We start from the raw sequence: 15,332 nt of genomic DNA, 5'->3' as shown, positions 1-15,332 counted from the left end.
CCCCGAAGGCCGCACAATCGCGTTCGACCTCGTCCAAGACCGCGTTGTCAGAATATTTCGGTCGCGCCGATCACGTGTTCCATGCGCCGGATGCGTTCGGCGCTGGCATCGGCGGCTTCGCGCTGGACCTGCGCCACGAAGGTCTCGACCAGGAAGTTCAGGGCCAGGGTCGAATCCCAGCTGGACGGGGCCTCGACCATGGCGCGAAAACAGTGATGGGCGATCTTTTCGATGGGCGAACCCCATTGATCGGTCAGCAAGATGATCTGCACCCCCTGCGAGACGGCGAATTCGGCCAACCGCTCCATCTTCTTTTCATAGCGGCGGATGTCGAAGATGATCAGCACCGTGCGATCGTCCAGGTCCATGACCGTCTGCGGCCATGCGCTGCGCGAGGAACTCATCAAGGTGACGCGCGGGCGTACATTCGCCAGCTGATTGGCGAAATAGGCGGCGACGGGCTGGGTGATGCGACCGCCGATCAGATAGACGGGCCTGTCGAAACTGCTGAGCAATGTCGCGGCGGCGGCGAAATCGGCAAGGTTCAGCTGCCCGATCGTCTGGCCAAGATTCTGCACGACCTTTTCGGCAAAGCGGTTGATCAGGTGATCGGCCCCGCTTTCGGCCATCGGTGCCTCTAGCTTGGCCAGAGGCTGCTTGATCCGTTCGGCAAGTTCGGCCCGGATCGCGCCCTGTAGCGCGGGGAAGCCGTCAAAGCCCAGTTTTCGGGCCAGTCTGATCACCGTCGGGGTCGATACCTCGGCCGCTTCGGCCAGTTTGGTGATGGATTGCAGCTCGATCACCAGCGAGTCGTCTTTCAGGAACGGAATCAGCCTGCGCTCGGCGGTGGTGAACTCGGCCCGGTGTTTTTCCACAAGATCTCTGACCAGCATGTCTCGCTACCTTAGTTCAGTATGCTACATCGTATAGCAGATTGTAGCTTCTGCTACATAATATAATTGACACAGAAAGCGGATGTGTAGCAGCCTCTACAAAATTCAGGTCCGAGGTGCATGTGGTGAATCAGCAATGGTCCCCGATATGGTTTCGCAAGACGAACGGTGCCGCGCCGATTGTCCTGATCTGTGAACATGCCGCGCATGTCATCCCCGAGGATTTCGGCGACATGGGGCTGGATGATGCGGCCCGCCTGTCCCATGCCGCCTGGGATATCGGGGCCGAGACTGTCGCCGCCGAGATGTCGCGCATCCTGGATGCGCCGCTGTTGTCCTGCGGGGTGTCGCGGCTGCTTTACGATTGCAACCGCCCGCCGACCGCGGCCGATTGCATCCCGCCACGCAGCGAGGTGTTCGACATACCCGGCAACCGCGACCTGTCCGAAACCGACATCGCGGGCCGCTGCATGCTGATCCACGATCCGTTTCATCATGCCGCGACACAGCTGATCGACCTGCAGATGCAGCGTGTGGGCGGGCCGGTCAGCATTGTCACCATCCACAGTTTTACCGCAGTCTATCACGGTCAGCCGCGCGACACCCAGCTTGGCTTTCTGTTTCGCGATCGGGCCGCGCTTAGCCAGGCCGCGTTGCGGGTCGAACGGGCCAAGGGCCGTTTCCGGGCCGAGCTGAACGCCCCCTACAGCGCGAAGGACGGCGTGACCTACAGCATCGTGCGCCATGCCGAAAACCGGGGCCTGCCGACCACGATGATCGAGATCCGCAACGACCTGATCGATAACGCGGGCGGCGCGAGGGACATGGCCGCGCATCTGGCCGATACCATCCTGCAGGCGACCCGCACGGGGGGCGGCATATGAGGCTGTTGCGCGCCTATGCCAATGCCATCGACCGGATCAGCAAGCTGATCGGCCTTGTCACCATGTATGGCCTGTTCGCGATGATCGGGGTGCTGCTGTGGTCCTCGGTTTCCAAGGCGTTCTTCCTGCCGTCGATCTGGACGCTGGAAATGGCGCAGTTCCTGATGGTCGGCTATTTCATGCTGGGCGGGCCCTATGCGATCCTGACCGGCGCCAATGTGCGGATGGACCTGTTCTATGGCGACTGGTCGGCGCGGCGGAAGGCGGCGGTCGATTGCGTCACCGTGATGTTCCTGATCTTCTATCTGGGCGTGCTTCTGTATGGCGCGCTGGGATCGACGGCCTATTCGCTTGGCTATTGGGGCGATCAGCCGCTGCGGTTCTTTGCGGGTCTGGTGACCGGGGCCGAGGAAATCGGCCGGCTGGAAAATTCCCCCACCGCATGGAAGCCGGTCATCTGGCCCATCAAGGCGGTCATGATCCTCGGGATCTTCCTGATGCTGCTGCAGGCCCTGTCGGAACTGGCCAAGGATATTCTGCTGCTGGGCGGCGACAAAACGCTTGAGGCGGATAAATGAGCCAGGAACATATCGCGATCTTCATGTTCAGCTCGATGATGCTGATGCTGTTCACCGGACAGCGCGTCTTCGGCGCGATCGGGGCCATCGCCGCCATCGCCGCGCTGGCGCTGTGGGGCACGGGCGGGCCGGACATTCCGTTCTCGGCGGCGATGAAGCTGATGAAATGGTATCCGCTGCTGACCCTGCCGATGTTCATCTTCATGGGCTATGTGCTGTCGGAAAGCCGGCTGGCCGACGATCTTTACCGCATGTTCCATGTCTGGTTCGGCAATGTCAGCGGCGGGCTGGCGATGGGCACGATCGGGCTGATGGTGCTGATCTCGGCGATGAACGGGCTCAGCGTCGCGGGCATGGCGATCGGCGCGACCATCGCGCTGCCGGAACTGCTGCGGCGCGGCTATGACAAGATCATGGTGACGGGCGTCATTCAGGCCGGGTCCAGCCTTGGCATCCTGGTGCCCCCCTCGGTCGTGCTGGTGCTTTACGCGATGATCGCGCGGCAGCCGGTCGGTCAGCTGTGGCTGGCGGGGGTGGTGCCGGGCCTGATGATGGCGGCGCTGTTCATCCTGTATATCTGGATCCGCTGCCGCCTGAACCCCGCGCTGGGTCCCGTGGCCGAGGATGCGGGCGATGTCACCCGCGCCGAAAAGATCCGCCTGCTGGGCGCGGGCGCGCTGCCGCTGATCATCTTCGCGGTGATGATGGTGCCCTTCGTGCGGGGCTGGACCTCGCTTGTCGAAAGCTCGGCCATCGGGGCTCTGGCGGCGCTGGCGGCCTCGGTGCTGAAACGGCGGATGACCTGGGCGCTGCTGCATCGCTGTGTCAAACAGACGCTGGCGATTTCCTGCATGTTCATGTGGATCATCCTTGCCGCGCTTGGCTTTGGCGCGGTCTTCGACGGGCTGGGCGCGGTCCGCGCGATCGAGAGCCTGTTCACCGAACAGCTGGGTCTGAGCCCCTGGGTGATCCTGATCCTGATGCAGCTAAGCTTCATCGTCATGGGCACGTTTCTGGACGATACCGCGATGCTGGTCATCGTCGCGCCGCTTTACGTGCCGCTGGTCGGCAGCCTTGGCTTTGACCTGATCTGGTATGGCGTCCTTTACACGATCACCACCCAGATCGCCTATATGACGCCGCCCTTCGGCTATAACCTGTTCCTGATGCGCGCCATGGCCCCGCCGGAAATCCGGCTGCGCGACATCTATGCCTCGATCGTGCCTTTCGTCGGCGTGATGGTGATCGCGCTGGCCATCATCATGGCCTTTCCGCAGATCGCGCTGTGGCTGCCGCAACTGGTCTACGGAAACTGAACAACAAGAACGCCGCAAGGCGCAGTCCTGAAGAATGGAACCCACCAACAGGAGATCGACGACATGAAGACGACAAGACGCAAGTTTCTGTCCACCGCCGCCGTCGGCGCGGCCGCCGCGCCGCTGGCCACGCCCGCCCTTGCCCAAGGCAAGATCACATGGCGGATGCAGACCTATGCCGGCGCCGCCCTGGCCGAACATGTGCTGGACCCGGCGATCAAGATGTTCAACACGATCGCGGGCGACCGCATGAATATCGAACTGTATTACGCCGATCAGCTGGTCCCCACGGGCGAACTGTTCCGCGCCCTGCAGCGCGGCACCATCGACGCCGTGCAGTCGGATGACGATTCCATGGCCTCGCCGACCGATGTGACGGTGTTCGGCGGCTATTTCCCCTTCGCCTCGCGCTATTCGCTGGATGTGCCGGTGCTGTTCAACCAATACGGCCTGAACGAAATCTGGGACGAGGAATATTCCGCCGTCGGCGTCAAGCATATCAGCGCCGGTGCATGGGACCCCTGCCATTTCGCAACCAAGGACCCGATCAACAGTCTGGAGGACCTGAAGGGCAAACGCGTCTTCACCTTCCCGACAGCCGGCCGCTTCATGAGCCAGTTCGGCGTCGTGCCCGTGACCCTGCCATGGGAAGATATCGAGGTTGCCGTTCAGACCGGCGAACTGGACGGGATCGCCTGGTCGGGCATCACCGAGGATTACACCGTCGGCTGGGCGGATGTGACCAATTACTTCCTGACCAACAACATCTCGGGCGCGTGGGCCGGGTCGTTCTTTGCCAATATGGATCGCTGGAACGAACTGCCCGAGGATCTGCAGACGCTGTTCCGGGTCTGCTGCGACCAGTCGCATTACTATCGCCAGTGGTGGTACTGGGGCGGCGAGGCATCGTTGCGCGTGAATGGCGACAAGATGAAGCTGACCACCATCCCCGACGCCGAATGGCAGCAGGTCGAGGATGCCGCCCTGACCTTCTGGGAGGAAATCGCCGCCGAAAGCCCGGTCAAGGCCAAGGTCGTCGAGATCCTGCGCAAATACAATGACGACATGAAAAAGGCCGGTCGTCCCTATCGCTACAGCTAAGGCGCCCCGGCCCGTCCCGGCTGTCGGGGCGGGCCATCCGCGACACGCGCATCCGTCCCGAGAACAGACATGACCATATCGTTTGACGACCTCAAGACCCGGATCCAGTCCGGCGCGATCGACACCGTGCTGACCTGCCTGATCGACATGCAGGGCCGCCTGATGGGCAAAAGATTCCACGCCGAAGCCTTTCTGCAGATGGCGGGCGACGAAACCCATTGCTGCAACTATCTTCTGGCCACCGATCTGGCGATGGCGACGCCCGACGGCTATGCCTCGACCTCGTGGCACAGCGGCTATGGCGATTACGCCCTGAAACCCGATCTGACGACGCTGCGGATCGTGCCCTGGCTGCCCGGCACCGCGATGTGCCTGTGCGATGTGCTGGATCATCACAGCCACGCGCCGGTGCCCTTTGCCCCGCGCCAGATGCTGAAGGATCAGATCGCGCAGGCGCAGGGGATGGGCCTGCAACCGATCACCGCGACCGAACTGGAATTCTTTCTGTTCCAAGGCACGCATGACGACATCGCGCGCGGCGGTTTCAGGCTTCAGCCGATCTCGACCTACAACGAGGATTACAACATCTTCCAGACCAGCAAGGAAGAATATGTCATGCGCCCGATCCGCAATCACCTGCGGGCGATGGGGCTGCCGATCGAAGGCTCGAAAGGCGAAGCCGAGGCCGGTCAGGAAGAGCTGAACATGACCTATGCCGACGCATTGGCGACGGCGGATCACCACACGCTGGCCAAGCATGGCGTCAAGGAAATCGCCCATCAGCACGGGCTGGCGGCCAGCTTTCTGCCGAAATGGCACAAGGATCGCGTCGGCAGTGCCAGCCATGTGCACCAATCGCTGTGGCAGGATGGACAGAACGCCTTCTTCGACGCGGACCGGCCCTTGGGCAAATCGGTCCTGATGGATCACTACATCGCGGGTCTGGTCGCCTATGCGGCGGAATACACCTATTTTCTGGCGCCCTATATCAACAGCTACAAACGCTTTGCCAAAGGCACGTTTGCGCCGACCCGCATCGTCTGGTCGGTCGACAACCGCACCGCGGCCTTTCGCCTGTGCGGCGCGGGAACCAAGGCGATCCGCATCGAGTGCCGCCTGCCGGGCGCCGACATGAACCCCTATCTGGCCAGCGCCGCCATGCTGGCCGCGGGGCTGCGCGGCATCCGCGAGGAACTGCCCCTGCCCAAGCCCTTCGCAGGAGACGCCTATGCCGATGATGCCTGCCAGCACGTCCCCCACAGCCTGCGCGAGGCACGCGAGGCGCTGATCGGATCGGACATGCTGGCACAGGCCTTCGGCGCAGACACCATTGCCCATTACGCCCGCGCCGCGGAATGGGAGATCGAGGAATTCAACCGCGTGGTCACCGACTACGAAATCGCAAGAGGACTGGAACAGGCATGACCGCATTGCGCTGTATATCGCCCATCGACGGGTCGGTTTACGCCACCCGAGAGACCGTCGATTTCGATGCCGCCCGCGACCGCATCAGGGCCGCCCGCAAGGCGCAGGCCGACTGGGCCGCGCGGCCGTTGCAGGACCGCATCGATCTGGTGCTGGCAGGGGTCGCGGCGGTCGGGGCGCTGAACGATCAGATCGTGCCCGAGCTGGCGCATATGATGGGCCGCCCGGTCCGCTATGGCGGCGAATTCGGCGGGTTCGAGGAACGCGCCAGCAAGATGGCCGAACTGGCGCAGGAAGGTCTGGCCCCGATCGAGGTCGGCGACGATGCCGGGTTTCGCCGCTTTATCCGCCGGGTTCCGCATGGCGTGGTCTTCGTCGTCGCGCCCTGGAACTATCCCTACATGACCGCGATCAACACCGTTGCACCCGCGCTGATCGCCGGCAATGCGGTGATCCTGAAACATGCCACGCAGACCCTTATTGTCGGCGAGCGGATGGCCGATGCGTTTCTGTCGGCGGGCCTGCCTGCCGATCTGTTCCAGAACATGTTTCTGGACCACGACACCACCGCCGATCTGATCGCGGCCAACAGCTTTGATTTCGTGAACTTCACCGGCTCAGTCGCGGGCGGCGCCGCGATGGAACAGGCGGCGGCGGGCACCTTCACCGGCGTCGGCACCGAACTGGGCGGCAAGGACCCCGGCTATGTCATGGAGGACGCCGATCTGGACGCCGCCGTTGCCACGCTGATCGACGGGGCGATGTTCAATTCCGGCCAGTGCTGCTGCGGGATCGAACGGATCTATGTCCATGAAAGCCTGTTCGACGACTTTCTTGCCAAGGCGATCGAGCTGGTGCGCGGCTACAAGCTGGGCAATCCGCTGGACCCCGACACCACCATCGGCCCGATGGCCAATACCCGCTTTGCCGCCGAGGTCCGCGCCCAGATCGACGAAGCCGTCGCCGACGGGGCCGTTGCCCATATCCCGGCCTTCCCCGAGGATGACGGCGCGGCCTATCTGACACCGCAGATCCTGACCAACGTCAGCCACGACATGCGGGTGATGCGCGACGAAAGCTTTGGCCCCGTCGTCGGCATCATGCCGGTCAGGGATGACGATCAGGCCGTGGCGCTGATGAATGACAGCCAGTTCGGCCTGACGGTCAGCCTGTGGACCCGCGATATCGACCGCGCCATCGCCCTGGGCGACCGGCTGGACACCGGCACCGTCTTCATGAACCGCGCGGATTACCTTGATCCCTCGCTGTGCTGGACCGGCTGCAAGAACACAGGTCGCGGCGGCGGGCTGTCGCTGATCGGCTATCACAACCTGACCCGGCCCAAATCCTATCACCTGAAGAAGGCAAGCTGATGACGTTAGTTGGCAACTGGTCCTATCCGACCGCGATCAAATTCGGACCCGGCCGTATCGCCGAACTGGCGCAGGCCTGCGCGCAGGCCGGGATCCGCAAACCGCTTCTGGTGACCGATCGCGGGCTGGCCGCGCTGCCGGTCACCCAATCGACGCTGGATGTGATGGAGGCCGCGGGCCTTGGCCGCGCGATCTTTGCCGAGGTCGATCCCAACCCGACCGAAGTCAATCTGGCGGCCGGGGTTCAGGCCTACAGGCAGGGCGGCCATGACGGGGTGATCGCCTTTGGCGGCGGCTCCGGGCTGGATCTGGGCAAGATGGTCGCCTTCATGGCCGGCCAGACCCGCCCACTGTGGGATTTCGAGGATATCGGCGATTGGTGGACCCGCGCCGACAGCGACGCGATCGCGCCCATCGTCGCCGTGCCGACCACCGCGGGCACCGGGTCCGAGGTCGGCCGCGCCTCGGTCATCACCAATTCGCAAAGCCACGAAAAGAAGATCATCTTCCATCCCAGGGTGCTGCCCTCGGTGGTGATCTGCGACCCGGAACTGACCGTGGGCATGCCCCGCGCCATCACGGCGGGCACCGGGCTGGACGCCTTTGCCCATTGCGTCGAGGCATTTTCCAGCCCGCATTACCACCCGATGAGTCAGGGCATCGCGCTGGAAGGAATGCGCCTGGTGATCGAGAACCTGCCCCGCGCCTATCACGATGGCGGCGATATCGACGCCCGCGCCCAGATGATGTCGGCCGCGATGATGGGGGCGGTCGCCTTCCAGAAGGGGCTGGGTGCGATCCACGCCCTCAGCCACCCGATCGGGGCGATCCACCACACCCATCATGGCACCACCAACGCGGTCTGCATGCCCGCCGTTCTGGCCCTGAACGCCCCGGTGATCCGCGACCGCTTTGACCGCGCGGCGCCCTATCTGGGGATCGAGGGCGGTTTCGACGGTTTCCGCGACTTCGTCGACGGGTTCAACGACAGCCTCGGCATCCCGAAACGGATGTCCGCGCTTGGCGTGACCGACCCCGACATGGACAAGCTGATCGAGGGCGCGCTGAAGGATCCCAGTTGCGGCGGCAACCCGGTCGAACTGACCGCCGCCAATATCCGCAGCCTGCTTGAGGCGGTGCTGTAATCCCCGCCGGGCGCGGGCTTTCCCCCGCGCCCGGCCTGTGCGCTGTGGCTTTCTTGCGTCTGTGGCCCGGAAAACGCGATGACATCGACGCGATTAACCTGCGATCAACCTTTCCCCGTGCTATGCTGTATCTGGTTTTCGTGTCGATTCCGTCGGCCCGTCTTGGTTCAGTAGGGAAGCAATAAAATGCGTTTCAAATCGTGCACAATCCCCGCAGTCGTTCTTGCAGCGGCCCTTCTGCCGGTCGCAGCACAGGCCGGCGGGTATGTTGCGCCGGTTGACACGACCCCGATCGCACCGGTCGAACCCGCCCCCGTCGGCACCTGGGGCGGCGCCTATGGCGGTGTTTCGCTGGGATATTCCTTCGGCGCCGATGATGAGGTCGGACTGGACTTCTTCGAGGGTGGCGAACGCGCCTTCCGCCGCACCGACCTGACCAATGTCGAGATTTCGGGCCCCACCGTCGATCTGCATGCCGGGTATCGCTGGCAGCGCAGCCAGTGGGTCTATGGCCCCGAGCTGGCCATCGAGGGCGGCAGCGTCGATGCCGATGAGGATTTCACCCTCGGCTTTGCCGATGGGTCCACCTCCGACGGCAATGTCGAATCCTCGGTCAACTACATCGCCTCGCTGGTCTTCAAGGCCGGCTATCTGGTGAACCCGCAGACCATGATCTACGGCGCAGCCGGTGTGACCCATGGTGATTTCGACTACAAGCTGTCGGGCAGCGATGGGTCGGCCACCGAAGGCTATACCGCGCAGGGTTACGTGCTGGGACTTGGGGTCGAACGTCAGGTCAACGACCGCATGTCGATCTTTGCCGAATACCAGTATCGCGATTTCGGCCGCGAGGATGTGACCTTCACCGACAGCGCGACGAACAGCTCTGCCGTGACGGTGGCCACGCCGAAGCATCAGAACGTCAAGATGGGTATCAACTTCAACTTCTGATCCCTGACACATGTCACGAAGGGCCGGTCGCAGCGATGCGCCGGCCTTTTTCATGCGCCTATGCCCGGCGCCCCCGCACCGCCCCCGAAACAGGCAGCGGCAGCGGGATGGCGCGATCGCCGCAGGCAACCGCCAACCCCGTCGGGATCAGCCGCGTCAACGCCGGATCATCCGCGATCAGCCCGCCGGTATAGGCCCCGAAGGCGGGCAGTATCAGGTGATCCCGCCCGATCAGAAAGGCACGGCGCCGCTGTCCGGCAAGCCGGATACAGGGATGATAATGACCCGACACATCCGGCCCCTGCCCGGCCTCGTGGCGAAACAGCAGGCCATCGCGCAGTTCGGCAAGCCCCGACCCCGGCAGCCTGCCGACCCGCAATGGGACCGGATCGTGATTGCCGGTGATCCAGTGCCAGACCCGCCCCCGCGCCATGTCGTGCAACTGCGCGCACAGCGCGTCGGGCAGCGCGGTCAGCGCCAGATCGTCATCGAACCCATCGCCCAGGCTGATCACGCAGGCCGGATCGGTCGCCGCGATCTCGGATTGCAGGCGATCCAGCGTCGCCTGCACCTCGTAGGGGGGTAATAGGGCGCCCCCGCGCCGGGCCATGCGTTCGGATTTTCCCAGATGCAGATCGGCCACGACCAGCCAGCGGCGCGCAGGCCAGTACAGCGCGCCGGATGCGCGGGCCTGAAGGCGCTGGCCGTCAAAGTCGAACTCATACCCGCTCATGTCAGGCCGGCCTCGGCCATCAGGGCGGCGGCCTCTTCTTCGGCCAGCCGTTCACGCCCCTGCCCCGCGATCGGCACGCGCCCCACCTCAAGCAGCAACGGCGCCGCAAGCGGACTGACGCGATCCAGCATTCGGTGATCGTGATGGGGCGAATGGCGCAGCATGTCCTCGATCCGGTCGAAATCCACCAATCCGCGCCGCGCCTCGCTGGCGGTGATCCGCAACAGCAGGTGATCGGGATCATAGCGGCGCAGGGTATCGTACAGGATATCGCTGGAAAAGGTTGCCTGCCGACCGGTCTTGCGCTGGCCGGGCAGGTTGCGCTGAATCAGGCCGGCAATGGTGGCGATGGTGCGAAAGCTGCGCTTCATGACCGCATTCCCGGCCAGCCAGTCGCCCAGGCCCTCGCGCAGCGCATCGCGGTTCAACAGCGCCGCGGGGTCGCGCACCGGGTCCATCGACCAGATCAGCAGCGCGTAATCGGTCGACAGAAACCCCAAGGGCCCAAGCCCCGCCTGTTCCATCACCCGTGTCATCAAAAGCCCAAGCGTTTGCAGCGCATTTCGCCCGGCAAACCCATACAGCGCGAGATGCCAGCGGCCCTGATGCGGAAAGCTTTCGCTGAGCAGGACGCCATCGCGCGGCAGGGCGCTGACCCGCGCCTGCAAGGAAAGCCAGTCGCGGGTTTCACCAGGCAGCAGGGCATGTTGCGACGGATCGCCGATCAGCGCCTGCACCCGATGCGACAGCTGCGTCGATGTCGCCAGCTTCAGGCCCGAAAACACCGCGATCCGGGGCTGTTTGGTGGGCTGTTTCGTCACCTCGACCACCAGTTCGCGCAGCCCTTCATAGCGCACCGTCTGCCCGCCGATCAGGAAGGTGTCACCGGGTTGCAGGGTCGCGGCAAAGCTTTCCTCGACCTCGCCCAGGGGCGCACCGCCGCGACCGCGCATCCGCACCTTCAGCATCTCGGCCTCGACGATGGTGCCGATATTCATTCGCAGATCGCGGGCCGCACGCGGATCGCGCAGACGCCACAGCCCGTCCCGCTGCATCAGCCGCTGCCAGCGATCATAGGCCCGCAGCGCGTAGCCGCCGGTCGCCGCGAAATCCAGGCAGGCATCGAAATCCGCGCGGGTCAGATCGCGATAGGGGCCGGCCTCGCGCAATTCGCGAAACAGGTCATCGGCATCGAACGGACCGGCGCAGGCGGTCAGCAGGATATGCTGACACAGCACGTCCAGCGGACCGGGGCCACGCGGGTCGCCATCCAGATCGCGTTCCCGCACCGCCTGCAACGCGGCGACGCATTCGATCACCTCAAAGCGGTTGGCGGGCACGATCCGCGCGCATGACGGCGCGTTGTAGCGGTGATTGGCGCGGCCGATACGCTGCACCAGTCGTTTGACATTTTTTGGGGCCCCGATCTGAATGACCAGGTCGACCGCCCCCCAGTCGATCCCCAGATCAAGGCTGCCGGTCGCCACCACGGCGCGCAACTGCCCCGCGGCCATGGCGGTTTCGACCTTCTGGCGGGCCTCGCGCGACAGGCTGCCGTGATGCAGCCCGATCGGCAGGTTTTCGTCATTCGCCGCCCAGAGCGCCTGAAAGAACAGCTCGGCCTGGGCGCGGGTGTTGATGAAGACGATGGTGGTCCGCGCCTGCCGGATCTGGTCCAGTACCTCGGGGATGGCATAGTGACCGCCACCGCCCGCCCAGGGCGCGGACTGCGTCGTTGCCAGCATCGCGATATCGGGATCGGGGCCGGGATCGGCATGGATGATATCCGCACCGCCCATGAACCGCGCCAATGCGCCAGGATCCTCGACTGTTGCCGACAGGCCCGTCACCTGCACCCCCGGCGCCAAGGACCTTAACCGCGCAAGACACAGCATCAGCTGATCGCCGCGCTTGCTTTCGGCCAGCGCGTGCAATTCGTCCAGAACCACGCGGCGCAGGCTGCCAAAGATGCGCGGCGCCTGTTCATAGGACAGCATCAGGGCCAGCGATTCCGGCGTCGTCAGCAGGATATCGGGCGGGTCCACACGCTGTCGCGCGCGCTGGCCGGGTCGGGTGTCGCCGGTGCGATCCTCGATCCGCAGATCCAGCCCAAGATCGGCCACGGGCCGCGCCAGATTGCGCGCGATATCCGCCGTCAGCGCCTTCAACGGCGACACATAAAGCGTGTGCAGCCCGCCCGGCGGATCGCGCAGATCGACAAGGCTGGGCAGGAACCCGGCCAGCGTCTTGCCACCGCCCGTCGGGGCGATCAGCAGGCTGTCGCCCTGCGCCTTCAGCAGCGCGATCTGATGCGGATGCGGCTGCCAGCCCTGCCGGGCGAACCAGTCCTGAAACGCGGTCGGCAGCGTCACGGCAGCATCCCGTGCAATGTGGTCAGGTGATCGGCCTCGGCGGCGGGCTTGTCCCAGCGGATGCGGCTGATCCGGGGAAAACGCATCGCGATGCCGGATTTGTGGCGACTGGATTCGTTCAGCCCCTCGAACGCGACCTCCAGCACCAGTTTGGGGGCAACGGCCCGAACCGGGCCAAAGCGATCCGTCGTGTTCGTCCGCACGAAACGGTCAAGCTGGCGCAGTTCCTCGTCGGTAAAGCCGAAATAGGCCTTGCCGACCGGCACCAGCTGATCGCCATCCCACAGACCAAAGGTGAAATCGCTGTAGAAACCGGATCGCTTGCCACGCCCGCGCTGCGCATACAGCATCACCGCATCCACCAGCATCGGATCGCGTTTCCATTTGAACCACGGCCCGCGCGGACGCCCGCCCAGATACAGGCTGTCGCGGCGTTTCAGCATCACCCCCTCGATCACGATGCTGGGCGGCGTGGCCCGCAGCGCCGCCAGATCGTCCCAGGTCGTGAAGGTCAGCAGGGGCGAGACATCAATCCGGTCGCTGCCGAAATTGGCTTCCTCAAGGATGGCGCGACGTTCCGACAGGGGCAGGTCACGCAGATCCCGGTCCTGCCAGATCATCAGATCATACAGGCGCAGCGCGGCCGGGTGGCTGTCCAGCATCGTCTTGCCGACGGTCTTGCGGTTCAGCCGCTTTTGCAGATCGCCGAAGGATGCGACCTCGGTCCCGCGCCGGACCAGCAATTCACCATCCGCGGCACCATTGAAATTCAGCGCATCCAGAATATCGGGAAAGGCCGCGCCGATATCCTCGCCGGTGCGGGAATACAGCCTGCGGGTGCCACCGTCATTCACCGCCTGAACGCGGATACCGTCCCATTTCCATTCGGCCATGTAATCCGCCGGATCGAAGGCGCGCAGCTGTTCCAGATCGACCGGCGTGGACAGCATCACCGGACGAAACGGCGCAAGCGCGGCATGGGCGGGGCGTTCACCGCCCGCGATCCAGTCGAACAGCGGTTGATAGGGCGGGGTCAGGCCGTGCCAGATCTCCTCGATATCGGCGACATCCGGCTGGCCCATATCTGCCAGCGCGATCCGGGCCATGCGGGCGGACAGGCCGACGCGCATATTGCCGGTTGCCAGCTTCAGGAAGGCCAGCCGCTGCGCGGGCGGCAGGCGGTCCAGCATGTCGGCAATGGCGGCGGGCAGGGCCGCCTTGCCGGTGTTGGACAGCAGGTCGACCGCATCGCGCAGGGGCACCTCTTGATCGCTATCGCCCTGCCACAGCAGCGCAATGGTTTCCGCCAGATCGCCGACGAAATCATAGGACAGGGCGAAAAGCTGTTCGTCGATCCGTTCCGCCATCAAGCCGCGCAGCAGGCTGGGCGTGACCGCTCGCAGTTTCAGATCTCCGGTCAGCGCTGCCAGGGCATAACCGCGATCCGGGTCCGGGGTCGTTTCCAGATAATGGCGCAGCAGCCGCAGCTTGGCATTGCGGGCCGGGGTGAAGGCCAACCGTTCCAGAAGATGCGAAAACGCCTTCATTCCGGTTCATCCTCATAGCCGACCAGGCGCAGGGGGCGGGCGGCAAAGCCGTTCAGCTCGCACCAGCGCATCAGCCCGTCCTCGGTTCCGTGGGTGATCCAGACCTGTTCGGGCGACAATTCGCGGATCGTGTCGGTGACCTGTGGCCAGTCGACATGGTCGCTGACGATCAGGGGCAGTTCGACACCGCGTTGACGGGCGCGTGCCCGGACCTGCATCCATCCCGACGCAAAGCCGATCACCGGGTCGCGGAACCGCTGCACCCATGGGCTGGCAAAGGCCGAGGGCGGGGCGATGACCAGCCCCGATGGCACGTCATCGGCCGTCGCGGGGACCAGCGGGCCCAGATCGACACCCTGCCCGATGTGATAATCCGACAGGCGCTGCAGGGCACCGTGGATGGCAATGGGCGCGTCGATCCCGGCCTGCCGGGCCAAGGCGATCAGACGTTGCGCCTTGCCAAGCGCATAGGCGCCGATCAGATGTGGACGGTCGGGAAATTCGGCCATGCTGGCCAGCAGGCGGGCCATTTCATCGACCGGATCGGGATGACGAAAGACCGGCAGGCCGAAGGTCGCCTCGGTCACGAAGATGTCGCAGGGCACCGGCTGAAACGGCGCGCAGACCGGATTGGCGCGACGGCAGTAATCGCCCGATACGACGATCCTGGGTCCGTGATCGGGCTGAACAAGGATCTGGGCCGAACCAAGGATATGTCCCGCCGGGTGAAAGCTGACCTGCGTATCGCCGATCCGGATGCACCCGTCGGCGACCTGCCGGAACGCGGTGAAATCCTCGCCATAGCGGATCGCCATGATGTCCAGCGTTTCGCGCGTGGCCAGGACCGCGCCGTGTCCCGCGCGGGCATGATCGCCATGGCCATGCGTAATCAGCGCACGGGGAACCGGGCGGATCGGGTCGATATGAAAATCACCGGGCGGGCAATACAGGCCGTGGTCGGTCGGATGCAGTATCTGATCGGCGCGCATGGGTCCAAGATGGCGAACATTTCGT

At 64.4% G+C, this 15,332-nt stretch carries 13 protein-coding genes; 8 read left to right on the top strand and 5 right to left on the bottom strand.

Features of this window, described 5'->3' with window-relative positions:
* Positions 1-47 precede the first annotated feature (47 nt).
* Entirely contained in the window at positions 48-893 is an 846-nt protein-coding gene (locus BMX67_RS04295; protein ID WP_090732751.1) for a MurR/RpiR family transcriptional regulator, read from the bottom strand.
* 125 nt (positions 894-1,018) lie between these two features.
* On the opposite strand from BMX67_RS04295, the gene BMX67_RS04290 reads away from it, so the two are divergent.
* The 8 genes from BMX67_RS04290 (at position 1,019) to BMX67_RS04255 (ending at position 9,666) form a co-directional block, all read left to right on the top strand.
* Entirely contained in the window at positions 1,019-1,777 is a 759-nt protein-coding gene (locus BMX67_RS04290; RefSeq protein ID WP_245739172.1) for an N-formylglutamate amidohydrolase, read from the top strand.
* A complete protein-coding gene (locus tag BMX67_RS04285) occupies positions 1,774-2,355 on the top strand; it encodes a TRAP transporter small permease subunit (RefSeq protein WP_090732750.1) in 582 nt (193 codons plus the stop codon). Before BMX67_RS04290 ends, BMX67_RS04285 begins: the two co-directional genes overlap by 4 nt.
* Complete coding sequence (locus BMX67_RS04280; protein ID WP_090732748.1) at positions 2,352-3,671, top strand: TRAP transporter large permease; 1,320 nt, start codon at positions 2,352-2,354, stop codon at positions 3,669-3,671. Before BMX67_RS04285 ends, BMX67_RS04280 begins: the two co-directional genes overlap by 4 nt.
* A gap of 63 nt (positions 3,672-3,734) precedes the next feature.
* Positions 3,735-4,772, top strand: a complete 1,038-nt coding sequence (locus BMX67_RS04275; protein WP_090732746.1) for a TRAP transporter substrate-binding protein — start codon at positions 3,735-3,737, stop codon at positions 4,770-4,772.
* Positions 4,773-4,841: 69 nt separating this feature from the next.
* On the top strand, positions 4,842-6,197 hold the full coding sequence (locus BMX67_RS04270; RefSeq protein ID WP_090732745.1) for a glutamine synthetase family protein: 1,356 nt from the start codon (positions 4,842-4,844) through the stop codon (positions 6,195-6,197).
* Entirely contained in the window at positions 6,194-7,570 is a 1,377-nt protein-coding gene (locus BMX67_RS04265) for an aldehyde dehydrogenase family protein (RefSeq protein ID WP_090732743.1), read from the top strand. Before BMX67_RS04270 ends, BMX67_RS04265 begins: the two co-directional genes overlap by 4 nt.
* Complete coding sequence (locus BMX67_RS04260) at positions 7,570-8,715, top strand: iron-containing alcohol dehydrogenase (protein ID WP_090732742.1); 1,146 nt, start codon at positions 7,570-7,572, stop codon at positions 8,713-8,715. Before BMX67_RS04265 ends, BMX67_RS04260 begins: the two co-directional genes overlap by 1 nt.
* 186 nt (positions 8,716-8,901) lie before the next feature.
* Positions 8,902-9,666 carry an outer membrane protein gene (locus tag BMX67_RS04255; protein WP_090732740.1) on the top strand — a complete coding sequence of 255 codons (765 nt, stop codon included), beginning with the start codon at positions 8,902-8,904 and terminating at the stop codon, positions 9,664-9,666.
* A gap of 58 nt (positions 9,667-9,724) precedes the next feature.
* Here the strand turns inward: BMX67_RS04255 and pdeM are convergent, their stop codons facing one another.
* From pdeM to BMX67_RS04235, 4 genes are read right to left on the bottom strand one after another with little or no spacing between them, the layout of a single operon-like run.
* On the bottom strand, positions 9,725-10,399 hold the full coding sequence (gene pdeM / locus BMX67_RS04250) for a ligase-associated DNA damage response endonuclease PdeM (RefSeq protein WP_090732739.1): 675 nt from the start codon (positions 10,397-10,399) through the stop codon (positions 9,725-9,727).
* A complete protein-coding gene (locus BMX67_RS04245) occupies positions 10,396-12,771 on the bottom strand; it encodes a ligase-associated DNA damage response DEXH box helicase (RefSeq protein ID WP_090732737.1) in 2,376 nt (791 codons plus the stop codon). Before BMX67_RS04245 ends, pdeM begins: the two co-directional genes overlap by 4 nt.
* Complete coding sequence (locus tag BMX67_RS04240) at positions 12,768-14,318, bottom strand: cisplatin damage response ATP-dependent DNA ligase (protein ID WP_090732736.1); 1,551 nt, start codon at positions 14,316-14,318, stop codon at positions 12,768-12,770. Before BMX67_RS04240 ends, BMX67_RS04245 begins: the two co-directional genes overlap by 4 nt.
* Complete coding sequence (locus BMX67_RS04235; RefSeq protein ID WP_090732734.1) at positions 14,315-15,307, bottom strand: ligase-associated DNA damage response exonuclease; 993 nt, start codon at positions 15,305-15,307, stop codon at positions 14,315-14,317. Before BMX67_RS04235 ends, BMX67_RS04240 begins: the two co-directional genes overlap by 4 nt.
* Between the last annotated feature and the right edge of the window lie 25 nt (positions 15,308-15,332).

The organism is Paracoccus homiensis (genome assembly GCF_900111675.1).
Lineage (GTDB): Bacteria > Pseudomonadota > Alphaproteobacteria > Rhodobacterales > Rhodobacteraceae > Paracoccus > Paracoccus homiensis.
Note: the sequence above shows the minus strand (reverse complement) of the source record. Positions and strands in the feature narration are given on the sequence as shown.